This is a genomic window from Aerosakkonema sp. BLCC-F183 (assembly GCF_041929145.1).
Lineage (GTDB): Bacteria > Cyanobacteriota > Cyanobacteriia > Cyanobacteriales > Aerosakkonemataceae > Aerosakkonema.
Window position 1 is genome coordinate 51,634 of the sequence record NZ_JBHFNU010000079.1, and the last position, 25,017, is coordinate 76,650.

Genomic DNA, 25,017 nt, shown 5'->3' on the forward strand with positions numbered 1-25,017 from the left:
CATAGATGAACACAGATGCGATGAGCGCAAATTTTTTACGCTACAATGCAACCGGACTTGATATGATTCTTGGCACAACGAGTCCTAAACTCACAAGACAATGTTAGAACCCGCAAAAACGATCGTCATCTTTCAAAAACAATCAGACCCGAAAATATTTTCAACAGGCCAAGTCATCTTCGAGGAAGGTCAGTCAGGTGATGTAATGTACGGCATCCTGGAAGGGGAAGTTGACATTTTAGTCAACGGTAAAGTTGTAGAGACAATCAAAACAGGCGAAGTTTTTGGTGTTGGCGCACTCGTCGGCATAGGAAACAGAACCTATACAGCCATTGCCAAAATAGGCTGCAAATTGGCTTTTATTGACAAAAAACGATTTCTTTTCGCCGTTCAGGAAACACCCATGTTTGCGCTGGAAGTGATGAAAACTTACTCTGAGCGTCTAACTCGCCTAGAGCATAGCTTATGATAGCCTAATTGTTGACCTAAAAGACTGTAGAGACGTTTCATGAAACATCTCTACAACCGATCGAGATAAGCAGCGTAAATTATGTGAGATAAACCGAGCTTTATATGTAGATAGCTAGTTACTGAAATTAATAAAAAGGTTATATTCAACATAAAAAAATGATATAACTGCAAGCATATTGCCTGTTCAAAATCAAAACAGACCGAAAAAAGACATTTCAAGCCACCTATTTCAAGCAGAATCATCAAAAAAGTTGTTCCGAATTGCAAGTTCAGTCCGATCTTTGCGGAAGCAATCTAAAATCCACTCATCCACTCATCCAAAATTCGATGACCGGAAAAACCACCAAAACAGATTGGCAAAATCTATAATTTATAAAGGTTATCAACGTATTGCCAATTTTTGACCGTAACTGACCATGACCACCTCCCCTCGCCGCTATCACATCACTACCTTCGGCTGCCAGATGAACAAAGCCGACTCCGAACGCATGGCTGGTATCCTGGAGGATATGGGTTTTGAGTGGTCGGAAGATCCCAACGATGCCAACGTAATTCTCTACAATACCTGCACGATTCGGGACAACGCCGAACATAAGGTTTATTCTCACTTGGGAAGACAGGCAAAGCGCAAGCAGGAACAACCCAACCTGACTCTGATATTGGCAGGTTGTGTCGCCCAACAGGAAGGGGAAGCGCTGCTGCGACGAGTGCCAGAGATAGACTTAGTGATGGGCCCACAACACGCCAATCGCCTCAAAGATTTGCTCGAACAGGTATTGGCAGGCGATCGCGTCGTAGCTACAGAACCCGTTCATATTATGGAAGATATCACCAAACCGCGACGGGATAGCACCGTCACAGCTTGGGTGAACGTAATTTATGGCTGCAACGAACGCTGCACCTATTGTGTCGTTCCTAACGTGCGCGGTGTGGAACAATCTCGCACGCCAGAGGCAATTCGCGCCGAAATGGCAGAATTGGGGCGTCAGGGTTATAAGGAAGTAACTTTACTCGGTCAAAATATCGACGCCTACGGTCGAGATTTACCGGGAGTAACGCCAGAAGGTCGTCACCAACACACCTTGACAGATTTGCTTTACTATGTCAGCGATGTACCGGGTATAGATCGCATTCGTTTTGCGACTTCCCATCCTCGTTATTTCACAGAACGCCTGATCGAAGCTTGCGCCAAATTGCCAAAAGTGTGCGAACATTTCCACATTCCCTTCCAATCTGGCGATAACGAATTGCTGAAGGCGATGGGAAGAGGTTACACCCACGAAAAATATCGTCGCATTATCGATACAATTCGCGATTATATGCCGGATGCGTCGATTAGCGCCGATGCGATCGTCGGTTTTCCGGGAGAAACAGAAGCACAATTTGAGAATACGCTCAAATTAGTGGCAGATATTGGTTTTGACCAATTGAACACAGCCGCTTATTCTCCCCGTCCGGGTACACCAGCAGCTTTGTGGGAAAATCAACTCAGCGAAGAGGTGAAAGTAGACCGATTGCAGCGCCTCAATCACTTAGTTGGAATTAAAGCGGCTGAGCGATCGCAACGTTATTTCGATCGCATTGAAGAAGTTTTGGTAGAAGACCGAAACCCCAAAGATCCAACTCAAGTAATGGGGAGAACTCGCGGAAATCGCCTGACATTTTTCAGCGGCGATATCGCTAAGCTCAAAGGTCAACTGGTACAAGTTAAAATCTCTGAGGTTCGTCCTTTCAGTTTATCTGGCGAAATCGTTGAGATAAGGCATCCCGTAACTGTGTGAAAATGTTCGGTAATGCTTCTAGGTTGGGTTTCGATCGCTCTCAACCCAACCTACAAACTGACTGAAAATTGATTGGATTGTCTGTGGAAATCGCTAGTTAAAATTTAACCGCAGATGTAGGCAGATGAACGCAGATAAACGCAGATAAGATCGCAAATTTTTTGACGCAACTGATACTAGAGCGCCAGTCCACTAGAATAAATTGACAAAAACAATGAAATATGTATTGTGTAGGGGCGAAGCAAGAGGGCGACAATCGATCGCCAGAAGCAACAATTTTTATGTCCTCTTGCTTCGCCCTGCCAAGGTTTCTATACAAATATACATCTTATTTCTTTTGTCAACCTCTTTTACTGGACTGGCGCTCTAGCGAACATGATATTATTTCGCGACTGGTATACTATTTGTATCGAGATGAAGTGCGCGGTTAATATCTTCAATTCCGCCAAATCGATCGCCCAGATGAAAACGCGCTAGACCCCGATTCAGGTAAGCTGCACTGAGATTGGGATTTAGTAAAAGAGCTTGGTTAAAATCTTCGATCGCCTGCCTATTTTCTCCTACTCTATAGCGAGCAAATCCTCGGCTATTGTACGCTCTAGCATCCTTGGGATTGAGTTGCAACGCTCTGCTAAAATCTGCGATCGCTCCCTGTTTATCCCCTAAATCCGAGCGTACCAAACCTCGACTGACATAAGCTTCAGATAAGTTTGGATTTAATCGCAAAGCTTGGTTAAAATCTTCTAAAGCTTGCTGAATGTCGCCTCGATCGCGAAGAGCAAGCCCCCGGTTATTGTAAGCTGCGGCATAATTGGGGTTAAGCTCAAGAGCGCGATCGAAATCTGCGATCGCTCTGTGATGGTCGCCAATAGAATAATAGGCTAGACCCCGATTATAGTAAGCATTAGCTTTATTGGGATTAATAGTTATAGCCTGAGTATAGTTTTCAATCGCTCCTCGACTATCTCCCATCAGAGCGCGAGCATTACCTCGATTATTGTACGCTTCGGCATCGTTAGGATTGATACCAAGTGTTTGATTATAATCCTCAACCGCTCCTTTCTTATCTCCCAACGAGTAGCGAGCAAAAGCTCGATTATAGTAAAGTTCTGCCATAGTAGAATCCATTCCCAAGGCTCGCTTAAAATCTTCAATAGCTCCTGTTGAGTCACCTAATTCAACGCGAGCTAAACCTCGATTATTGTAAGCTTCAACTAAATTAGGCTCGATGTTGAGAGCGCGGTTAAAATCTTCGATCGCTCCTTTAGAATCACCCACTTCAAACCGAGCCATACCGCGATTATTATAAGCTTCGGCTAAATTGGGGTCGATCCGCAAAGCGCGATCGTAATCTGCGATCGCTCCAGCAAAATCCCTCATATAAAAGCGAGCTACACCCCGGCTGATATAAGCTTTAACAAAATCAGGATTTAACTTTAAGGCTTGATTAAAATCTTCAATCGCAGCTTCCTTATATGCTAAATCCAAATGTACTAGACCTCGGCTGATGTAAATAATGGCACAGTTAGGATTCAGTTCTAAGGCTCGATTAAAGTCCTTTAGGGCTATGTGATATGCTCCTAAATTACGGTGGGCGTTACCTCGGTTGTTATAAGCTGCCACGCAGTTAGGATTGATACCTAAAACTCGATCGAAGTCCTCTATCGCCCCTCCATCGTCCCCCAAGTCATACCGGACAAGCCCCCGATTGTAGTACGCTTTGACATTGTTCGGCTCAAGCCGCAAAACCTCATTAAATGTTGCAATGGCACCCTGGTAGTCCCCTTGCTGAGCCTTGTCTATACCTTCGTTCAAGCAATTTTTAATACTCATAGTTTGCAATTCCGATTCCGCAATAATTGATGTCCGATCTTTTGACTATTGGTGGGATTGCTAAAAATCCCACCAATAGCTTTACAAATTTGTATGAATGGGCATAGAAACCAGGTTAGAAACCAGGTTTATGAAAAAAATCGTCCTTTTAAACAGTTAACTATCTGCATAAATCCGGTTTCTAGCCCTACCTGGGGTCAGTTCCGATTTGCGAAACTCAAACTAGAGTAGATTTCTCTCCCGGCTTATGTATAGTCAATATGCCATTTTTTGCCTGTCCATTTGAGGCAAATATTTGAGGATAATTGTCTAATCGCTCTGGTTTACCCTGTCTGTCTAATCCGTAAATATACCGTTATTTACCCCAAAATTAACGGTTGACAGATCATTCTTTACAAAATCTTTATATATAATCTAGTTAGTTTCACTTAAGCTTTATATTTTAAATATACAGACACAGACAGGTGCAGGAGGGTGGCTCTATACAAATGTAAAATTTTTAACAGCCTTGAGGAGGAATTATACTACTTCCTTTAAGACAGCAATTTTGAAGAGGGAGATGGGAAAAGGACACAAGGGCAAAAGGGCAAGAAGAACTAAGTGTTACTACCTAAATGGCATCCAGATTAAAACAAAAAAGGCAAAAGAAAAGATAACTTTTGCCTTTTAACTTTTAACTTTTTCTTTTTGCCTATTCAGAAGCATCCTGGGCGGCAAAGCTATAAATTTTTTGGGTTTCTAGATGGCTACAGACAGAAGAAGGCAACTGCTGCAAAGAGAATGTTTGCCGATCGAGCTGTATCTGCAAACCAGTCAGGGGGTCGCAACCCGGAGAAATCAGGAATTCCAAACGTTGGACGTAGGGTAAAGCGGCTAATTTGTCAAGAATCTGCGCGATCGCTTGGACATAAGGATGGTTAGATTGCTCGAACCATCCCGGTGCTGCTAAATTGGGTTGATCGAAGCCCAAGTGAACGGTAAGGGAAGGCTTGCCGAAGAGAGCGATCGCCACAGGTCGCGCTTCCTCCTGCAAAAGCAAATGAGACGTTGCCGCTAAATAGCGCAATTTCTCCAGCCGATCGTACCGTTCTTGTACAGAAGCAGCTTCATCTTTCCACTCGATCGCCACCGTTACCAGATAAGTCTGCAACAGCATATGACCGAGTTTTTCCGCTTTGGTGGCGAGATAACTGGAATTGTAAGGCGTCGCCTCGATCAACAACGGCACGCGATCGACCACTTCCAAACCGTAACCCTTCAAACCCGCAATTTTGCGAGGATTATTCGTAATCAAGCGAATTTTTTTGACATTCAAATCGTTGAGAATTTGCGCCCCTACCCCATAATTTCGCAGGTCGGCGGGGAAACCCAATCGCTCGTTTGCCTCTACTGTATCGAGACCCAAATCCTGCAAGGAGTATGCCTTCAACTTATTAATTAAACCAATTCCCCGACCTTCCTGGCGCAAATAGACCACCACCCCTCTACCCGCACTTTCGATCATCTTCAGCGCTGCTTGCAACTGCATCCGACAGTCGCAACGCAGAGAACCCAAAGCATCACCGGTAAGGCATTCCGAGTGCATCCGCACCATCACTGTTTGGTCTGGGAACTCAGATGGGTCTCCTTTGACAATCGCGACGTGTTCCGAATTGTCCAAACTGTTGCGATAAGCGTAAATTTGGAACTGACCGAATTGACTTGGTAATTGGGCTATAGTTTCGCGGCAGACAAATCGTTCGTGCTGGAGGCGATAACTAATTAAATCTGCAATGCTGATAATTTTAAGATGGTGAGTTTTCGCATACTCAATTAACTCCGGCAACCGCGCCATCGATCCATCAGGGTTTTGAATTTCGCAGATCACTCCCGCAGGATACAATCCCGCCATTCTCGCCAAATCGACACCGGCTTCCGTATGACCGGCCCGTTTCAGTACGCCCCCAACTCTAGCGCGGATCGGGAAGATGTGGCCCGGACGCCGCAAGTCGTTAGGTTTGGTAGATGGGTTAATGGCTACCTGGATCGTGCGGGCCCGATCCTCGGCGGAGATGCCAGTAGTAACGCCCAGATGGGTAGCAGCATCGATGCTGACAGTGAACGCTGTCTGGTTGCTATCGGTGTTGTTGCTTACCATTAAAGGCAGGTCGAGTTCGTCGAGACGATCGCCCGTTAGCGCCAGACAAATCAGTCCCCGCGCATACACTGCCATAAAGTTAATCAAGTCGGGCGTAGCGAACTGAGCCGCGCAAATCAAGTCTCCCTCGTTTTCGCGACTTTCGTCATCTACAACTACTACCGCTCGACCGGCCTTAATCTCTGCCAGAGCGGCTTCTATTGAGTCAAATTGAAAAGATTGAGTAGAGGCGTTTTGGGGCGATTCCACAGGTTAGCGATCGTAAACTTTTCTTAAAGCTTTTCATCTTTGATTGTAGCCCACTCCAGTTGATACCGAGTTGACTGGAGCGGTGGTTTCTGGCCGGTTTGACGATCCCACCTGGATGAAACCCAACATCGAAAATCGAAACTTAATTGCTAATACTCATAGTCGATCGCGGCAATCACCTTGACACCGTGCTAGTTTTATGATATGTTGGCCGCCATGCCGAAAACCAAGCGTCAAAATTATCTGGTTTGGAAACCACAGTCGATTCAAAACTGACCAGCCTGTAAAAAGGTCGAACGGGAGACCACGATTCGTTAAATAGGTTGAAAATAAAGGATGAAAAATGACTAAAAGCTTCAAGAATAGTTGTTTAAAGCACGCATAGGGTGGGCTACACACTTTCTTGACGCTCTGGACAAGTAGGAAGCCTACTCCCTTGAAGAAAGCAGGAAGCAGACCCTCTAGAAATTATGTATTTCTAGTTGAATGGTAAGACTTAAATAAGTTTAGCCAAGTTTTGTGTAGCAGCTACTTAACTACTACAATGCAACAAAAGTTCAAACGTTTTCTTCTAAACCAAAAAAGTACAAAGGTCAAGCATCATGGGTGATATGGGGCGCGTGCCCGTTGGGATTGTTGGCGCGTCAGGTTACGGCGGTGTCCAACTGGTAAGGCTCCTAAAGGAACATCCGGGAGTCGAACTGGTATATTTAGGCGGTGAAAGTAGTGCAGGGAAACCTTTTTCCGATCTGTACCCGCACCTGGGTCATCAAGTTGACCTGACGATCGAGCCGATAGATTTAGAAAAAATAGCAGCTCGCTGTCAATTTGTGTTTCTCTCTCTTCCCAATGGTTTGGCCTATAAGATGGCACCAAGTCTGTTGGAGAAGGGTTGCAAAGTTTTGGATCTCTCAGCAGACTATCGATTTGCTGACATAGACACTTATACAGCATGGTACGGAGGCGATCGCAACGACAAAGCAGTCGCAGCATCAGCAGTTTACGGTTTACCGGAACTGTATCGCGATCGCATCGCTTCTGCCCAGCTAGTGGGATGTCCCGGTTGCTATCCCACCGCTAGCTTGCTAGCCCTCTCTCCCCTGCTCAAACAAGGGTTAATTCTGCCAGAAACTGCCATCATCGATGCTAAATCGGGCACTTCTGGTGGTGGGAGACAAGCCAAAACTCATCTGCTGCTGGCAGAAGCAGATAACTCCTTGGGAGCTTATGGCGTCGCCCGCCACAGGCACACCCCAGAAATCGAGCAAATCTGTAGCGACTTAGCCGGACATGAAGTTACGGTGCAATTTACTCCTCACCTAATTCCAATGGTGCGGGGAATATTGGCCACCGTTTACGCCACCCTTAGAGACCCGGGATTAGTGCGAGAAGACTTAATTACAATCTTCAATGCCTTCTATCGCAACGCTCCTTGGGTGAAAGTATTGGCAGGTGGTGTATATCCGCAAACTAAGTGGGCTTGCGGTACAAATCTCTGCTACATAGGCGTCGAAGTTGACCCCCGCACCGATCGCGTCATCGTCATGTCGGCAATAGATAATTTAATGAAAGGTCAGGCCGGTCAAGCTGTTCAGTGTATGAACCTGATGAGCGGTTGGGAAGAAACCTTGGGATTACCCCAAATGAGTTTCTATCCCTAATTAGGGGATAGGGATTAGGGGTTAGGGAAGAGCAGGGGGGCAGGGGGGCAGGGGGGCAGGGGAGCAGGGGAGCTTGAGGAACGGAAGAATTAATATTTTCCCTCTCGCTCTTCCCTAACCCCTAACCCCTAACCCCTAACCCCTAACCCCTAACCCCTAACCCCTAACCCCTAACCCCTAACCCCTAGCCCCTAGCCCTAGCCCTACTTTGGCCCTAAACCGACAGCGCCTGCGTAAAGGGCTTGGTCACCCAATTCTTCCTCAATTCGCAGCAGTCGGTTGTATTTAGCCACACGTTCGCTGCGACACAGAGAACCGGTTTTAATTTGACCGGCGCGAGTAGCTACAGCTAAATCTGCGATGGTGGTATCTTCTGTTTCGCCAGAACGGTGGCTGATGATCGATCGATAACTGTTGCGAGTTGCCATGTCGATCGTTTCTAAAGTTTCCGTTAAAGAACCAATTTGATTGAGCTTAATCAAAATGGCATTACCGGCATTGGTTTCGATGCCTTTTCGCAACCGTGTGGGGTTGGTGACAAACAAGTCATCACCGACTAGCTGGACGCTAGAACCTAACTTCTCGGTTAGCAAAGTCCAGTTTTGCCAGTCTTCTTCGTGCAGTCCATCTTCAATAGAAACAATGGGATACTGCCCAACCAGCTTACCTAAATAATCGATGAACTCAGCGGGCGAGTGAGCTGCACCATCATAAACGTACTGACCCTCTTTGTAGAATTCGCTGGCTGCTACATCTAGCGCCAAAGCAACTTCTTCTCCGGGTTTATAGCCAGCCTTCTCAATAGCAGCTACCAACAAATCCAAAGCCGCCTGATTCGATTCTAAGTTCGGTGCAAATCCACCTTCATCGCCAACTCCGGTCAGCAAGCCTTTGTCGTGCAACACTTTGCTCAGGGAAGAAAACACTTCTGCACCCCAGCGTAAGGCTTCCCGGAAAGTCGGTGCGCCTACAGGTACAATCATGAATTCTTGAAAATCCACATTGTTGTCAGCGTGGGCACCACCATTGATTACGTTCATCAAGGGCACAGGTAATAGGTTCGCCAAAGGGCCACCCAAGTAGCGATAGAGAGGCAGAGTCAGTGCAGCTGCACTGGCTTTCGCTGCTGCCAGAGAAACTGCCAAAATCGCATTTGCGCCCAGATTCGATTTATTTGCGGAACCATCTAGATCGATCATAGTGCGATCGATCAGTTCCTGGTTAACTGCATCGAGATCGATCAGTTCCGGGGCAATTTTCTCTTTGACATTTTCCACGGCGATGAGAACTCCTTTGCCTCCGTAACGGCTTTTATCGCCGTCCCGCAGTTCGTGAGCTTCAAAAGTGCCGGTAGAAGCACCGCTGGGAACTTGGGCTAGCCCCATGACGCCGTTAATCAGATGCACTTCGGCTTCAACGGTAGGACGCCCGCGAGAGTCGAGGATTTCTCGCGCCTGAATAAATTCGATCGCAGTATCTAGTGTGTCGGTCATAATCAACCTTGTGATAGCGCTGATGAGAATTGGCTTGCGACGGGCGGCAGTGCTTTCGGATAAAGATGCACTCCTGCAAGCCCGATTGTTAAGCATAGATGCTCAACAGACTTTTCACATCCAGATTAAAAATGTCTGCGGATTTGGTTTGTGTTTTTGTTAACAAAGGCGTAAAGGTGTGCAACTGGCGATAGACTCGGATGCTCCCAGCCAACCCTTACAATAGAAAACAGTGAAAGCATTTGGAATTGGTCATGCGACTGCTACACACAATGCTGCGCGTCGGCAACCTGGAAGAATCCCTCAAGTTCTACACTGAAGTCCTGGGTATGAAGTTGCTGCGCCAAAAAGATTATCCAGATGGCAAGTTTACTCTGGCTTTTGTGGGATACGGCGATGAGTCTGACCACACCGTCCTGGAATTAACTTACAACTGGGGTACTGACAAGTACGATTTGGGCGATGCTTACGGTCATATTGCCATTGGCGTCGATGATATTTATGCTACCTGTGCAGAAATTAAGGCTCGTGGCGGTAAAGTAGTGCGGGAACCCGGGCCGATGAAACACGGTACTACCGTAATTGCTTTTGTTCAAGACCCCGATGATTACAAGATCGAACTGATTCAACTGGGTACTCAAGGCTCTGCCGGCGAAAAGCAAAAATCTAAACAGGAACTGCTTACAAAGTAAAAAGAATAATGCTATCCTAAGAACAGACCTGGACCCATGCGGCCACAACGCCCAAACCTTGTCAGGACCGGAAGGTAGCAGCAATACGGGATGCTTGTAGCAGGCGTGGTATCCGGGTCCCCGTTTTTTAAGAGCGTTTTTTGGCTATGGCTGGTTTAGGAGATCTTGTCAAAAAAGCCTTTTACCTGGGAGTTGGTGTAGTTGCCACCGCAGGGGAAAGAGCGGGTATGACACTGGCTGAACTGAGAGAGCAAGCCCAAAAGCTGGCAGATGAAATGGTGGCGAAGGGTGAAATGACTACAGAGGACGCCCGACGCTTAGTAGACGAGATGGTAAACCGAGCCCAGCAACAGCAACCGATCGACTCATCATCCACTGGCAGCAAACCCTCTGAACCGCGTAGGATTGAAATTGTCGTGGAAGATGACGATGCCTCTGGAGGCGAGGGTAAGAATGTCGATGTTTTACGGCAACAAGTGATGTCATTACAAGACGAACTGCGCCGTCTGAAGCAAGATTAGTATCATCACAAAAGATTGATTGTCAGCACTGGCGATCGCAGTCTATGGCCGACTTTTTTGATTCAGTCTTCTGGCGTAGGTTGCCACTCAACAATCACTGATAATTTTGTATATCATGTTGAAATTAAAAGGCTTCTCTCGCTAATTTCTCTATTTATTTTGAGAGCCAGCCCAGCATAAACACTATGGAAGAATGGCAAAAAAATTTGGTTGAAATACTAGAAACAGTAGCTGATGAAGTGGAGCAATTCTTACTGGAAATGACTGAAACGCTAGAAACGTTTGCAGAATTTTCTGAAGAATTCGCTCATCAGTTGCACAGCACTATATCTGAAGATATCGAACGGTTTTTTAGTGAAATAGTAGATCCAATGCTGGGCGTTACTCCTCAGCTTGAAGACACATTATTTGATGAGGAATGGACAGTAACCGATGCAGAAGATCCTTTGATAGCGCAATATCCTGCCTGTGTTGGTTGTCGTAATTTCCACGGTCAATTTTATGGTGGAAATTTGCTTGTTTGTGGAATGCACCCTTATGGTTGGTCAGGCGAGAATTGTCCTGATTGGGAAGCAGGCGAAAATAGCGATAACGATTACAACCCACCATTTATTTTTTAGGTATGGATTATGACTAACTCTTCAACTGACCCAGTTATTTCGTCGGAATCTGTAGTTATAGAGCAAAATTCACAGATAAAGTATGGCGAACGCCACATCGCAGAAGGAAAGTTGATTACTTTTCCAAATCCGCGTGTGGGGCGACGCTACAATGTCAACGTTAGTTTGCCAGAGTTTACTTGTAAGTGTCCGTTTTCTGGCTATCCAGATTTTGCGACAATCCATATTAACTATGTTCCAGATGAAAAGGTGGTGGAGTTGAAGGCGCTGAAGCTATATATTAATAGTTATCGCGATCGCTACATTTCCCACGAAGAATCGGTTAATCAAATTTTAGATGACTTCGTTGCTGCTTGCGACCCCTTAGAAGTAACTGTCAAAGGAGATTTTTCTCCTCGCGGTAATGTTCATACAGTGATAGAGGCGCATCATCACAAATCAGATGCTAAAATCTAGTGCAATGCAGTAGAAGCGATAGACTGCTCTCCCATAAATGTAGCGAGTACAATATTATCTAACTTTAGGGTGCGTTAGGCACGGCTAATAAGGTCGAGTGTCAAAACAAATAATTTTGTTTGCCTCGCCGAATCCGAAAGTACCACAAAATCTGTAACATTAACAAACTTTTTTCAGCATCAATGCTAAAGGTCATAATTTTTGTTATTTTACATCCCCCATTCGGGTGATAATCACCTGTTGACAATTTGATTAGTAATAACTAAGCGAGCGTAAATAAACTAAAGATAATTTATTATAGGGTGGGCATTGCCCACCAAAATGGCTGTAAACCAAATCCGGGTTTATTAGCCCCTTTATAACGAACCACAGAGGCGCAGAGGGCGCAGAGAGAAGAGAAAGAAGATAACGGGGGTAGGTAATCCGGATTTAGTATAACCCTTCAACAGAGATAATGGTGGGCAATGCCCACTCTAAGTTTTATTGTATCCACCTACTTATAGGTAATCGTCTGCAACCATCGCTTTTATCACTTTTATATTGACCGACTCTAGAGACGTTTCATAAAACGTCTCCACAATGTTTAGCCCAAAAATTAAAGGATTTAACAACCCGATATTTCGTTTGACATCACCTTTTCGGGTGATAAATATCTACTCATTTGTATTTGTTCTGTCCAATTCAGCAATTTGTCAATTGCTGAAATTTTTTTGAATTTTATCCGGATGGTTTATCGAGAGGTACGGATAACGCAGTAGAACAGTAACCAAGGACATCTACAATGCGCGTCTACACCTCTCTTATCCTATCTGGTTTGTTAGTTTCTGGGGTTGCAGCTAACAGCAAAATTTTTGAAAAACGCCTTTCTGAAAATCAACAAAAATGTGACTCAGTTCAAGCTTTTGTTGCTGATGGGAAAAACCCAGATGATGATGACAGTCGCGGTAGCGGACGGCTGATCGCACATCCCAATCATAATTTTTCTATAACTGAAGCTTTAGTAACAGATGGAAAAAATCCAGATGATGATGACAGTCGCGGTAGCGGTCGTTTCAGTACGTATCTCAATAGCAGTTTTGATTTAGGTCAAGCTTTTGTTGCTGAAGGGAAAAACCCAGATGATGATGACAGTCGCGGTAGCGGTCGTTTCAGCACCTATCTCAATAGCAGTTTTGATTTAGGTCAAACTTTAGTAGCAGATGAGAAAAACCCAGATGATGACGACAGTCGCGGTAGCGGACGTTTCACCACGCATCTCAATAGCAGTTTTGATTTAGGTCAAGCTTTTGTTGCAGATGGGAAAAACCCAGATGATGATGACAGTCGCGGTAGCGGTCGTTTCACCACACATTTCAATAATAATTTCGATCTGAATGAAGATTTAGTCGCTGGGGTTAAGAATCCACCCAATCGGAAAACCCGCAATGGACGCTTAAGCACAATTTTCAATCCGAATTTCAATTCGTCACAAGATTTAGTTGCTACGGTTAAGAATCCGCCTAACCGGAAAATTCTTGGCAGCGGACGGTTCATGATGGAGCCCAATCTAAATGATGCTTAAATTTTGGAGAAAGTAAAGAATTAAAAATCTCGTCACGATTCTCTACAACTTACGATTTTTAATTCCTAAGCTTTTAAAGTATTTCTGGTTTCCAAGTACCGTGAAATCCCATAGGAACAATGCTGGGTAATCCCAGTTTGCACACAGGTTTATCATCGAGTCTTTCGCTATCAAATATCCAAACTTCGCTGCTGTTTGTGTTGCCATCAAACACAACTGTCAGTACCCAACCTCGCTCGGTATTGATGGCATCGGGAGCATAAATGGGTTCCATAGGATAGCGATTTTCGCCTAGTTCGGCTGCTGTCAGAGTGCTGCTTTGATTGTCGAAACGTGCGATCGCACCATACATTTCTTTAGCAGTATCAACATCTTGCCGTTGCAAGGACAGATAAGTAAAGCGCGAAGCTTTGCCGATGTGCGATGGCGGTACAACTGGGAATTCGCAATCTCGATCTAACAATTCCTCCGATGTTTGGACTTTAGCCGTTTTGGGGTCGAGATGCACTTGCCACAAAGTTGATTTGGCGGGAGTTTGCATTTCTCCGCTGGCTACTTCCTTCAAACGTTGGTTGGTTTGAAAGTCTCGATAACGGACAAAATCTATCACAGCTAAATTGTTAGCATCTACGTAACCGTTAGCAAAATGCCACTGATACCAAGGTTCCGTTTCCCCACGACTAACTAAAGATAGGGTTTCGCGATCGAAAATTAAAATTTGGGTTCCCAGCTTGGGTTTCCATTCCATTGCGTCGCTGAAGCTGTACAAACCAATTGCAGCTGGAAGTAAATTCACCCGTACTGGCGGAATGAAGAAAACAAGATATTGGCCAGCCATGACAAAATCATGCACTAGGGGAATTCCATCCACAGTGATTGACTGCTTTTGCACAATCTTGCCTGTGCGATCGCTTTTATATATATTCAGTTTGGAATTAACTCCGGGAGTGATGCCAAAGTTAAAAATTTCCCCCGTTTGCGCGTCCTGTTTGGGATGTGCAGAATAAGACAACTCACCACTCAGTCCGGATAAATCGTCCCATCCCCTAGTTTGCAAAGTTTGCAAGTCTAAAGCGTGCGGTTTTCCGCCTTCCCAAAGTGCTAACAGCTTATCGCTTAAGGCTAATACGGAGGTATTAGCGCTATTTTTCACCGATCTGAACCATTGATTCCAGATTGGCCCAGGTGCGGTCATACCATAGTTTCCGTAGAGATATCTATCCGCTTGAGATTCCGCTAGATATCCATCTGTTTGCACGTAGCGATAGACGCCTGTAGCCTTACCATCGCTGAAGTTGACGGCGAGGATAGCACCATCGCCATCAAACCAGTGTCCCACGCGATCGCTTCCTCGTGCCAACCGTGCTGGGCCATTACGATAAAGAGTGCCGCGCAAACTTGCTGGTATTTTGCCGAAAAGAAGTGACAGGGAAGTGAGGGGAAATTCTTTCGCCGGTTGGGAGAAAGCTTTTGCCCAAGCTTTTTGCGTCGATCGTAACTCAGAAGTTTTCATATTGCAGATTGGTAATTGGCGGCAAATAAATTAAAAATTCTATTTTCACAATACTTCATCTTTAATCACTTCCAGATAACTTTTACCAAATTTTTTATCTGGTTCCAAATAGTTACCTTCTGCCCATTCATTCCAAGACCTAATGAAGATAATCCTTTTTTCTTTGGGGTTATTTTCCACCTTTGAGAGTGCTTCTTTAAGGTGAATACGGAATAACTCTGGAGTTGAATCGTGAAACACCACACCATTTACACTACTCCTGGGTGTATTATCCCAATTAGGAAAAATACAAGGATAGTGTTCAAATGTTACTGCTTCCTTCAAAAAAGCATTTTTAATACCTTCAGCGTAAGTACAAACTATCGGAACTTTCCTATTTCTTTTGGGTAATTTTTGATTCAATAAAGAATTTATCTTGGTGTAATACTTATCAAAAATAGTACTTTTTGGGAAAAATTGCGGTGCTATTAATTTGGGCGAAACACCACGGGCAAAATCGGGATTAATAATGATAGAAGCGTCAAAGCCATTTAGCTCTGGAACCCAGGATGGGTCAAAAACAACGCCCATAAAATATAAACCTGTTAAACCGGATTTAATGGCTAATTCTCGCCAATAATCAGTAAACAATTTTGGCTCGGGCAATTTTTTCGGACGGTAAACTATGAAGAGTGGCTTTCCATCAATTTTAATGTAACGCGGATCGGAAAAAGCCTCTAAAACTGTATAAAAATGAGCTTCATAGTCTGACAAACCAGGATATGTCTGTGCCATTAATATTTTGTCGGGACTACCGTGCCAAATACCACTCCAGGTTTCATTTGCCCATCCCAAACAAAAAGGAAAATTTGGTTCGCCCGACTTTAAGACTTCATTAAATGGCCTTTCAAGCAAACGCTTTCCGGCAAACCAATAATGCCAATAACAAAAACCTTCTATTCCGTAATGTTTCGCCATTTCTGCCTGGGCTTGGCGAGTTTCTGGTACGCGCAAGTCATAAAAACCTAAATCTGCTGGAATATGTGGTTGGTAATGACCGGGATATAATGGTTTGGCCTTAGCAACATTTGTCCATTCAGTGAATCCTTTACCCCACCATTCATCATTTTCTGGAATCGGATGAAACTGGGGAAGGTAAAAAGCAATCAGACGAGCTTTTGGAGATTGGAAGTCCATTTATTTCTACCGTACTTAGTATCGTCAGACTTGTGGTACAAACTTCTTATTTCTAGCACACTAAGTACGGAAGTCGGAATATTCCTATGCCCGTCTGGGGCTACTACGCTTTTATTGGACTCCTACATTCCGCAAGACTCCATCAATTTTGTCAGCTGTTTGCGTTTTACCCTGAGATCTGTATAAATCGCTAGCTTGCTTTAAAGTAGCGATCGCCTCTTCTACCTTAACCTGGCTTGCAAGGGCAACTCCCAAGTTATGGTGCGCTTCTGCATACTGGGGATTAATGCGAATAGCTTCTTCCCACATTGATATCGCTTTTGTTAGGTTATTTTGCTTGTACAGAGCAACTCCCAAATTATTGTAAGCTTCTGCATCTTCAGGCGCGAGGGTGATTGCTTTTCGCAATTCAGATATCGCTTCTTCCAATTTGCCTTGATCTGTGAGATCGGTTCCCAGGTTAATATGAGCTGTAACATTGTTGGGATTGATGCGAATAGCTTCTCTGTAGGCGGCGATTGCTTCCGATCTTTTGCCTACGTTTCTGAGGGCGACTCCCAAATTATAGTTAGCTTCTGCATGGTTGGGATTGACGCGAATAGCTTCTCTGTAAGCTGCTATTGCTTCCTGGATCTGACCTTGAGCTTGCAGAGATACCCCCAGGTTATAATGAGCTTGTGCTAAGTCGGGATAGATGCGAAGTGCTTGCCTGGTTTGCTCGATCGCTTCTGGCAATTTGCCTTGTTGTTTGAGAATCAGCCCTAAGTTAGCATGAGCTTCGGCATAATTAGAATCCATTGCGATCGCTTTGCGAAAAGCTACTTCTGCATCCTTGATGTTTCCCTGTTTATAGTTAGTTACGCCTTGGTAGTAGTAAGCGATCGCGTTTTCCTTGTGACCGATCGCTTCTTGAATCGCCGCTACAGCCACTTTCGGATTCCCTGACTCTTGCTCTACCAATGCCAATCCCAGTTTGGCTTCTTGCAGTCCGGGGTTCAATTTTATCGCTTTTTGGTGAAATTCGCGAGCTTTATCCACATTTCCCAGGCGACGGTACGCTTCTCCTAAATTAGTGTACCCGTCTGCATAATTGGCGTCTTGGCCAATTTGAAAAGTGTAGCACTCGATTTTTTTCTGTAGTGCTGCTTTTTCTTGGTCGTTCAGAGCAGTTTTTCTGAGGAAATCTGCCTGTGGGTCATTGACCAAAAAGCCACCGCAATCTTCTAGTACGGTGACGGCCATCCTCTTTGACGACGAGGATGAGGGAGTAAAATACAGATAGGCGGCGATGCCAGTACCAAGGATAGCTACGATACCGGCGGCAATACCAATCCGAGTAGATGCTTTATTAAGTGGTAACATTTGCGATCGCGGCTATTGGGAGAATTAGCCTCTTAGTTTACCCCAAATTGTAGGATCGCGCTCAAAGATTACGTGCGATCGTGATAATAATAGCATCTCCTACCCTATCTGCCAGCTCTACAATTACGCAGATGGGCATTGGGTACAGGCGCATGGAACATAGGGGGGTAATCGACGCCGATTTAGTATATTTTTTTCTTTTAGTAAAATTTTTATTTTTTTTATAGTCAGAAAGTATTAGGCCCCTCCCCGTCAACGGAGAGGGGGTTGGCCTTGCTACCAATTACACCAAACGAATCTAAACTAATGCTGCCGATGCTTTCAAAGCAAAAATTTTCTCGATCGCATCTTCCACCACTTTATCGGGAGTAGAAGCACCGGAGGTAATTCCCACTACAATTTTGCCTTCTGGTAACCAATTTTCTTTTACCTCTAAATTGCCGTGCAACAGTTTATGCTCAACCCGATTTCCTGGCAAAATACGTTCGGCGCTATCGATATGATAGGAAGGAATTCCGCGCTCGCTGGCAATTTGCTGTAATTGCGTGGTGTTGGAAGAATTGAACCCACCAATAACTACGATTAAATCGAGGCTTTCTTTGACAAGATTTAACATAGCATCTTGACGCTCTTGCGTAGCATCACAAATTGTGTTGAAGCTTTGGAAATGATCGTTTAATTTGTCAGGGCCGTACTTTTTCATCATCGTCCGCTCAAACATTTTGCCAATCTGTTCGGTTTCGCTTTTGAGCATAGTAGTTTGGTTGGCAATACCGATATGCTCTAAATCGATATCCGGATCGAAGCCTTTTGAGAAAGCACGACTGAATTTAGCCAAGAATTCATCGCGATTGCCACCGTTAAGAATATAGTTGGCGACATATTCTGCCTCTTTCATATCCAGAACGATGAGATATTTATTAGCAAAAGAACTGGTGGCGATCGTTTCTTCGTGTTTGTATTTGCCGTGGATGATGGAAGTGTAATTCTTTTTCTTGTGTTTCTCAACAGTGTTCCAAACTTTAGATACCCAAGGGCAAGTTGTATCTACTATTTTGGAACCTTTGTCGTTAAGCAGCTGCATTTCTTGAACGCTGGCACCGAAGGCGGGTAAAATCACGACATCATCGGCACTAACGCAGGAAAAGTCCTTTTTACCTTCCACAACGGGAATAAACTGCACCTCCATCTGCTGCAATCTTTCATTTACAGAAGGGTTGTGAATAATCTCGTTAGTAACCCAAATGCGTTCGGTAGGGAAATGTTGACGGGTTTCGTAAGCCATTGCTACAGCTCGTTCCACACCCCAGCAAAAGCCAAATGCCTCCGCTAGCCGGATGGTAACGTCACCCCGTTGCAGGGTGTAGTGATTATCGCGGATTTGCTGAATTAGATTGCTTTGATATTCGGATTTGAGAACATCAGCAACTTCGTCTTGATGACCGAATCCTTTGCGGTGGTAGTTCTCCGATTGTTGGAGCGATCGTTTGAAGGCTTTTGTATCCATTGGCGTTTTTTCTGATAATCCATATCCAGCTGTTATCAGACTACCATTGAAGAAAGGGCGTCGGGGCTAGGGGGCAGGGGGAAGAGAAGCATTAGGCGTTGGTGGCTGAAGTTGTGTTTGGCTGTGGAGTATTAAGGCGGAACGCCAAACTAGGTAGCCTTGACGACTCAGGTGCAATCCGTCTGTAGTCAGTTCGAGGCGGAGATTGCCGCGATCGTCAGTAAAGAGGGGATATAGATCGAAGTACTTGGTATTCTCTTCTTGAGCGATTCTCTCAAGTTCTTGGTTAAGCGAACGAATGCGATCGGCAGGAATGGCAAGCAAGCGATCGCGTCCCTCCCAAGTGGACTCTTCCCCCCCGTGAGGCAAAATCGACTGCACTACAATTTGCGCTTGGGGATGAACCCGCCGCAGACGCCGCACAATTAAACGATAGCTCCATAAAATGTCTTTGTCTGACACCCCGCGAATCAAGTCATTGATGCCAATCATGACAAAAATAGTCTCAGGGTGGGTGCGATCGAACAAATCTAATCTCCGCAGCAGACCAGCGGAAACTTCCCCCGAAATCCCCTGATTTAGCCAGCTTTTACCGGGAGGTAATAAATCTGGCGGGAACCACAAACTCAAGGAATCCCCAGCCAAGATGTTTAAATGCTGGGGCGGTTTATCGGCTACTACTTTTGCTTCCTGTGCCAGGATACTCACCCACTTTTGATAGCTGAGGCGATGGCGCTGCCCCAGCCCAGAGGAGGATGCAGGTAATTCGCGCATCAGGTTTTCTCGCGTTGTCGTGGCATTGAGGCGGGATTCTATGGGCGACCAGTAATCCCGCAGCTGCCAGACTAGCAGCAGTATTAATAACCCATTAGCAGCGAGGGATAAAATCGCCCAGTTAGGATAGGTTTTCCAGCGATGGGGCACTCGATCGAATTTAACTGATAAAAACCTTACGGAAACTATGAAAACCCCACATTTAAAGGTAAACAGGTCTTGAGACAAGAACCTATTTTACCTAAATTAGGAAAGGTTTCATTGAATATTTTTAACACATATCAGTGATTGTTCATGGTTCATAGCTTAGTTTTGCGTTTTTGCGGCTATGAACCCTGAACTGCAAACTCTTTCCCAAAAGGAAAAGCACGGCTACTCGTTTTTAAAACTTAGCCCCGAAGCAAACTCTTCTCCGTAACCTTCTTCGCCGTGTTCGTTGATATCCAACCCTTGCTCTTCCACGATCGGCTTGACGCGCAAAGCCATAACTGCGCCCAAAGCTTTGAGGATGATCAATGTGCCGATCGCTGCAAAAACGTAGGTTGCCGCAACACCAACGAATTGCTTCCACAATAGCTCTGGATGGCCGGCAAGTAAACCATCGGCTCCACCTGAGTTAACAACTTTGTTGGCAAAAACGCCTGTCAGAAGAGCGCCGACTGTACCGCCGACACCGTGGACGGCATAAGTGTCCAGAGAATCGTCAAATTGCAATTTAGCCTTGAGGCTAACAGAATAGAAACAGCAAAGAGAGGTGATCGAACCGATCAGAATAGCTGCGATCGGAGAAACGAATCCTGCTGCTGGGGTAACGCCTACGAGTCCGGCGAGGAAGCCGGTGGCAATGCCGATCGCGGTTGGCTTACCTCGAAGTACCCATTCCACAATTATCCAGGTCAGACCGGCTGCTGCTGCTGCTACGGTTGTAGCTACAGAAGCAACGGCTGCCAGACCGGAGGCTCCGCCGGCACTACCGCCGTTAAAGCCAAGCCAACCAAACCAAAGCAAGCCTATTCCCAGTAAGACGTAAGGAACGTTGTGAGGTGCTGCCGGTTGTGTCGGATAGGTTTTGCGGGGGCCAAGAATATAGACTGCTACCAAAGCGGAAACACCGGAACTGATGTGTACAACTGTACCGCCGGCAAAGTCTAATGCTCCCAGGTCTAGGAGCCAGCCACCTTTACCCCAAACCCAGTGAGCTAGGGGAGAGTAGATAAAGGTAGACCAAAGCAATATAAACCAGAAATATGCTTTGAAACTCATCCGCTCAACGATCGCACCTGAAATCAAGGCGGGTGTGATGATGGCGAACATCATGTTGTAAAGCATGAAAAGTTGATGCGGAATCGTGCTGGCATAGCCGATCGCGCTTGGTTTGTCGAACTCGACGCCGCTCAAAAATGCCCAGTTCAAGCTACCAATAATGGGATTGGCAGTAAAAGGGGGATCTTGTCCTGGATTGATGGTATTGGGTGCAAAGGCGAGGCTGTAGCCCCACAGCGCCCAGGTAACGCCAACAACTGCCATGAGAATCAAGCTCATCATCATGGTGTTGAGGACGTTGCGCGATCGCACCAATCCTCCGTAGAAAAATGCCAATCCGGGCGTCATTAACAACACCAGACCGGTGGAAATCAACATCCAGGCTGTGTCGCCAGTATCAATAGCAGGCTGTGCAGTAGCTGCACCAGACGCTTCTTGACTGGAAGCATCCGGTGTGGGGACGACAGGTAACGGAGCTACTTCTGCTGGTGAAGCTGTTGGGGATGGAGATATTTCACTTGTAGGACTTGGGCTGGCAGCATCTGTGGGGGAAACCGTGGGCGATGGCGATGCTTCCGGAGAGCCCGTGGGCGATGGCGATGCTTCCGGCGAACCCGTGGGCGATGGCGATGCTTCCGGACTTGATAGCGTAGGAGAAGGACTTGCTAAAGGTGATGCGTCCTGGGCAAATGTGTTTTCCACCATTAACCCAAAAAATAGACACACCGAGATTAAGCAAGCAATGAGAAACTTTTTTAACACTTGTTTGTTCCCTTCAATATCGAAGAGTTGGCAGAAATGAATTCAATTGAACGAACTTTAAGTATCAGCTTTCTGTATTGTGCTATACAGATTTTTACCCTGAAATATGTGATGTGAGGCAGCGAATTGAGCGGGTAAAAATCACCAGATCGTTGTCTGTAAAGCTTAGATTCCAAGCGTTTGGAAATTGAGAGTTGCCGTAACTGAAAATTAGTTGCAGCGTAAAAAAATATCTGCCCTAAGTTCATTTCAAATAAACTTTAGAACTCAGGACAGAGTAACTTCCGTCAAATTTGCGACAAAATAAGCTGCAAATTAACTTTAAGCTAGAGCTAGAAACCACTGGTTAAGTTACCGGGCTTAGAGATGCCGCGATCGCCAGCAGCTTGTATACTGCTACCGCGTGCTTCTTTGAGAAAACCGCTGTAAGCTTCCATTCCGTGTTCGCCAATATCTAAGCCGACGATTTCTTCTTCTGGAGATACTCGGATACCAAGGGTGGACTTCAGCGCCAACCAGAAGATCGTGCTGACCAGAACTGTTATGCCTCCGACAGAGAGAATACCAACTACTTGAGGAATCACCTGTGTAAAGCCACCGCCCAGCAGTAAACCTTTTGCAGGGCCACTTGTGTACCAGGAGTAAACGCCAGGGCCAACGCTAAACAAACCAACAGCTAAGGTTCCCCACACACCACAAAGGAGGTGAACTGAGGTAGCGCCTACAGGGTCATCAATTTTAATCCTGTCGAAGAAGGTGACTGAGAAAACTACGATTATTCCGGCTACTAAGCCGATAATGAAAGCACCGCCAACGGTAACGTAAGCGCAGGGTGCTGTAATCGCAACCAAGCCAGCCAAAATACCGTTGATAATCATCGAAAGGTCTGGCTTGCCCAGGTATAGCCAAGCGACGGTTGTGGCGGCAACTCCACCAACAGCACCGGCCATATTGGTTGTGAGCGCAATATGAGTAATGGCATTAGCATCGGCAGCCATTGTCGATCCGGGGTTGAAGCCAAACCAGCCCAACCATAATATTAAGCAACCCAAGGTGGCGATACTCATGTTATGACCGGGCATAGCATAGCTTTCCCCGTCTTGATATTTACCCAGCCGTGGGCCCAAAAAAGCAGCTCCCATGAGCGCTGCCCAGCCACCAACCGAGTGAACTACGGTTGAACCGGCAAAGTCATAGAAACCCATTTTTGCGAGCCAGCCACCGCCCCAAATCCAGTGTCCGGTGATGGGGTAGGCAATACCCACAAGTAAGACGCTGAAGATTAAGAAGTCAACGAACTTAATTCTTTCGGCAACTGCTCCAGAAACGATCGTTGCTGCTGTTCCTGCAAATACTAACTGGAACAAAAATTTGGCAGAAAGGGGTACGCCAGTCCAGTTGAGCGAGCTGAAGATACCTTGATAAGCATCTCCTGTGGCGGGACTGTTATCTGCTCCGCTGAGGAAAAAGCCACCGCTGGTGCCGATGAAACCATTGCCATCGCTAAACATCAGACCAAAACCAATTGCCCAGAACGCAATGGTAGAAAGGGCAAAGACAATCAGGTTTTTAGCTAATACATTGACGGCGTTTTTCTCGCGGCAGAAGCCTGTTTCTAACATACAGAAACCGGCGTTCATAAAAAACACTAAAAAGGCGGCGATCGCAACCCATAGAGTATCCAAAGCCACCTTCAATTCGGCTGTTGTCGGCCCTGCGGCGGGAGCATCTTGTGCTACAGCTACGTAACCCCACGTCAGCACGAGCAAAGTTGCCAGGGGAATGCAGGCTTGCCAACTGGGAGACAGTCGCTTGATGGCTATTTGCAACTGTTTGAACATTTTGGCATTTCTGGAAAGGTAGAATTGCCAATTGGCAAAAAATTGCCTTGTTCTAGTTCTCGATCTCTTCTTTTTGAGCATGAGTTTAGACACGATCGCTGTACTGTTTTTCATTCAAGCAAATACAATCAAGTATTTAGCCTGAATTTCGGCTTACCAATGGTTTTGAAGCTAGTATCAATGCAATAAAGCACACACGTAACAGAGTGATGAACGAGGGATTCAACTCCTATCAACATCTAAAAAGAATGCCAACTTGCCCCTGCAAGTGCTAAGATTTTGTATTTGATTTATCAATTATTTCTGTATCAAAAAATACTTTTTATCATTTTCGCACCTCAAATGTGGCCTCTTCCGTTGTGACGCTGCGGTGCGAAGGTCTGGAGTGGGGAAGCCATTTGTGTCTCACATTAATTTTTATGTGAATTAAATTATTGTGAATAATTGCCAATAAATACAATTAAAATCGACCGATTGAGAAGATGCGATGGAAGTAGCAAATTCGTACTCTTAATAACCTCCATTATGCTTGTAATTGGGTGCGAGATTATCTGCGAACAAATGTGGAGGTTGAAGAGAGCGATCGCCATTTGTGCGATCGCACAGCTAAACCATAGACTTACACGAATGATTGCGAGAGTATTTTCATACTAATTTTCCCACATCCGTAAATTCTTCGATTAGTTTTAAGGCATTTTCTCCAAGTACTGCTTGTAGCCTAGTTCATCTAGTTGCGCTTGTTTTTGTAATACCGATTCTGCGAGATATTGACGATATTGCTGAACTTTTTCTAGCAATTCTGGCTGATGGCTAGCTAAGATTTGTACTGCTAAAAGTCCGGCGTTTTTGGCATTACCGATCGCAACTGTTGCGACGGGAATTCCCGCTGGCATTTGTACGATCGAATATAGCGAATCCACACCTTGCAAGTGGCGACTGGGGACAGGTACGCCGATCACGGGTAAGGGTGTCAGAGACGCAACCATACCGGGTAGGTGTGCCGCACCGCCCGCACCGGCGATAATAACTTTGATACCTCGCTGGTGAGCGCTTTTGGCGTATTCTACCATGCGATCGGGCGTGCGATGGGCAGAGACGATCGCGACTTCGCAGGGAACACCGAATTCTTCGCAAACTGCGATCGCTGCCTGCATGGTGGGCAAATCGGAATCGCTGCCCATAATAATACCTACTAATGGTTGAGTCATTTGTCAGTTGTCAGTTGTCAGTTGTCAGTTGTCAGTTGTCAGTTGTCAGTTGTCAGTTGTCAGTTGTCAGTTGTCAGTTGTCAGTTGTCAGTTGTCAGTTGTCAGTTGTCAGTTGTCAGTTGTCAGTTGTCAGTTG

Annotated in this window: 19 protein-coding genes and 1 other RNA gene; 9 read left to right on the plus strand and 11 right to left on the minus strand. The window is 45.5% G+C overall.

The genetic code is table 11. From position 1 onward, the window contains the following. Nucleotides 1-100: 100 nt before the first annotated feature. Nucleotides 101-469 carry a cyclic nucleotide-binding domain-containing protein gene (locus tag ACE1CD_RS23595; RefSeq protein WP_374826425.1) on the plus strand — a complete coding sequence of 123 codons (369 nt, stop codon included), beginning with the start codon at nt 101-103 and terminating at the stop codon, nt 467-469. A 418-nt stretch (nt 470-887) separates the two neighbouring features. Then, on the plus strand, nt 888-2,252 hold the full coding sequence (miaB, locus tag ACE1CD_RS23600) for a tRNA (N6-isopentenyl adenosine(37)-C2)-methylthiotransferase MiaB (protein WP_374826426.1): 1,365 nt from the start codon (nt 888-890) through the stop codon (nt 2,250-2,252). 381 nt (nt 2,253-2,633) lie between these two features. Here miaB and ACE1CD_RS23605 read toward each other — a convergent pair whose 3' ends face one another. Further along, nucleotides 2,634-4,085, minus strand: coding sequence for a tetratricopeptide repeat protein (locus ACE1CD_RS23605; protein WP_374826427.1), 1,452 nt, complete (start codon nt 4,083-4,085; stop codon nt 2,634-2,636). 691 nt (nt 4,086-4,776) lie between these two features. Next, nucleotides 4,777-6,471, minus strand: a complete 1,695-nt coding sequence (ribBA, locus tag ACE1CD_RS23610; RefSeq protein ID WP_374793741.1) for a bifunctional 3,4-dihydroxy-2-butanone-4-phosphate synthase/GTP cyclohydrolase II — start codon at nt 6,469-6,471, stop codon at nt 4,777-4,779. A 602-nt stretch (nt 6,472-7,073) separates the two neighbouring features. Here ribBA and argC point away from each other — a divergent pair. Continuing rightward, nucleotides 7,074-8,132 carry an N-acetyl-gamma-glutamyl-phosphate reductase gene (gene argC, locus ACE1CD_RS23615; protein WP_374793743.1) on the plus strand — a complete coding sequence of 353 codons (1,059 nt, stop codon included), beginning with the start codon at nt 7,074-7,076 and terminating at the stop codon, nt 8,130-8,132. Between the two features lie 203 nt (nt 8,133-8,335). Here the strand turns inward: argC and eno are convergent, their stop codons facing one another. Beyond that, on the minus strand, nt 8,336-9,625 hold the full coding sequence (gene eno / locus ACE1CD_RS23620; protein WP_374793762.1) for a phosphopyruvate hydratase: 1,290 nt from the start codon (nt 9,623-9,625) through the stop codon (nt 8,336-8,338). 254 nt (nt 9,626-9,879) lie between these two features. Here eno and gloA point away from each other — a divergent pair, with 254 nt between their 5' ends. The 6 genes from gloA to patX all read left to right on the plus strand — a co-directional run bounded on the left by gloA (nt 9,880) and on the right by patX (nt 13,475). Then, nucleotides 9,880-10,317 carry a lactoylglutathione lyase gene (gene gloA / locus ACE1CD_RS23625; RefSeq protein ID WP_374793745.1) on the plus strand — a complete coding sequence of 146 codons (438 nt, stop codon included), beginning with the start codon at nt 9,880-9,882 and terminating at the stop codon, nt 10,315-10,317. 25 nt (nt 10,318-10,342) lie between these two features. Continuing rightward, nucleotides 10,343-10,439: signal recognition particle sRNA small type (ffs, locus tag ACE1CD_RS23630), an RNA gene on the plus strand. Between the two features lie 24 nt (nt 10,440-10,463). Continuing rightward, on the plus strand, nt 10,464-10,838 hold the full coding sequence (locus tag ACE1CD_RS23635) for a phasin family protein (protein WP_374793746.1): 375 nt from the start codon (nt 10,464-10,466) through the stop codon (nt 10,836-10,838). Nucleotides 10,839-11,023: 185 nt separating this feature from the next. Continuing rightward, entirely contained in the window at nt 11,024-11,458 is a 435-nt protein-coding gene (locus ACE1CD_RS23640; protein WP_374826428.1) for a hypothetical protein, read from the plus strand. A 9-nt stretch (nt 11,459-11,467) separates the two neighbouring features. After that, nucleotides 11,468-11,914 carry a preQ(1) synthase gene (gene queF, locus ACE1CD_RS23645; RefSeq protein WP_374826429.1) on the plus strand — a complete coding sequence of 149 codons (447 nt, stop codon included), beginning with the start codon at nt 11,468-11,470 and terminating at the stop codon, nt 11,912-11,914. A 781-nt stretch (nt 11,915-12,695) separates the two neighbouring features. Beyond that, nucleotides 12,696-13,475 (plus strand): heterocyst-inhibiting protein PatX, encoded by a 780-nt coding sequence (gene patX, locus ACE1CD_RS23650; protein ID WP_374826430.1) that lies wholly within the window; start codon nt 12,696-12,698, stop codon nt 13,473-13,475. A gap of 73 nt (nt 13,476-13,548) precedes the next feature. Here the strand turns inward: patX and ACE1CD_RS23655 are convergent, their stop codons facing one another. The 8 genes from ACE1CD_RS23655 to purE form a co-directional block, all read right to left on the minus strand. After that, nucleotides 13,549-14,988, minus strand: coding sequence for a carotenoid oxygenase family protein (locus tag ACE1CD_RS23655; protein ID WP_374826431.1), 1,440 nt, complete (start codon nt 14,986-14,988; stop codon nt 13,549-13,551). 45 nt (nt 14,989-15,033) lie between these two features. Next, nucleotides 15,034-16,164: a glycoside hydrolase family 99-like domain-containing protein gene (locus ACE1CD_RS23660; protein WP_374793755.1), complete on the minus strand. Its 1,131-nt coding sequence runs from the start codon at nt 16,162-16,164 to the stop codon at nt 15,034-15,036. 111 nt (nt 16,165-16,275) lie between these two features. Further along, nucleotides 16,276-17,526: a tetratricopeptide repeat protein gene (locus ACE1CD_RS23665; RefSeq protein ID WP_374793756.1), complete on the minus strand. Its 1,251-nt coding sequence runs from the start codon at nt 17,524-17,526 to the stop codon at nt 16,276-16,278. A 298-nt stretch (nt 17,527-17,824) separates the two neighbouring features. Continuing rightward, entirely contained in the window at nt 17,825-19,033 is a 1,209-nt protein-coding gene (locus ACE1CD_RS23670; protein WP_374826432.1) for a 4-hydroxy-3-methylbut-2-enyl diphosphate reductase, read from the minus strand. 66 nt (nt 19,034-19,099) lie between these two features. Beyond that, nucleotides 19,100-20,035 (minus strand): GDSL-type esterase/lipase family protein, encoded by a 936-nt coding sequence (locus tag ACE1CD_RS23675; RefSeq protein WP_374826433.1) that lies wholly within the window; start codon nt 20,033-20,035, stop codon nt 19,100-19,102. Between the two features lie 144 nt (nt 20,036-20,179). Continuing rightward, nucleotides 20,180-21,775 carry an ammonium transporter gene (gene amt, locus ACE1CD_RS23680; protein WP_374826434.1) on the minus strand — a complete coding sequence of 532 codons (1,596 nt, stop codon included), beginning with the start codon at nt 21,773-21,775 and terminating at the stop codon, nt 20,180-20,182. 389 nt (nt 21,776-22,164) lie between these two features. Further along, nucleotides 22,165-23,787, minus strand: coding sequence for an ammonium transporter (locus ACE1CD_RS23685; RefSeq protein ID WP_374826435.1), 1,623 nt, complete (start codon nt 23,785-23,787; stop codon nt 22,165-22,167). Nucleotides 23,788-24,359: 572 nt separating this feature from the next. Further along, complete coding sequence (gene purE / locus ACE1CD_RS23690) at nt 24,360-24,881, minus strand: 5-(carboxyamino)imidazole ribonucleotide mutase (protein ID WP_374826436.1); 522 nt, start codon at nt 24,879-24,881, stop codon at nt 24,360-24,362. Nucleotides 24,882-25,017 lie beyond the last annotated feature (136 nt).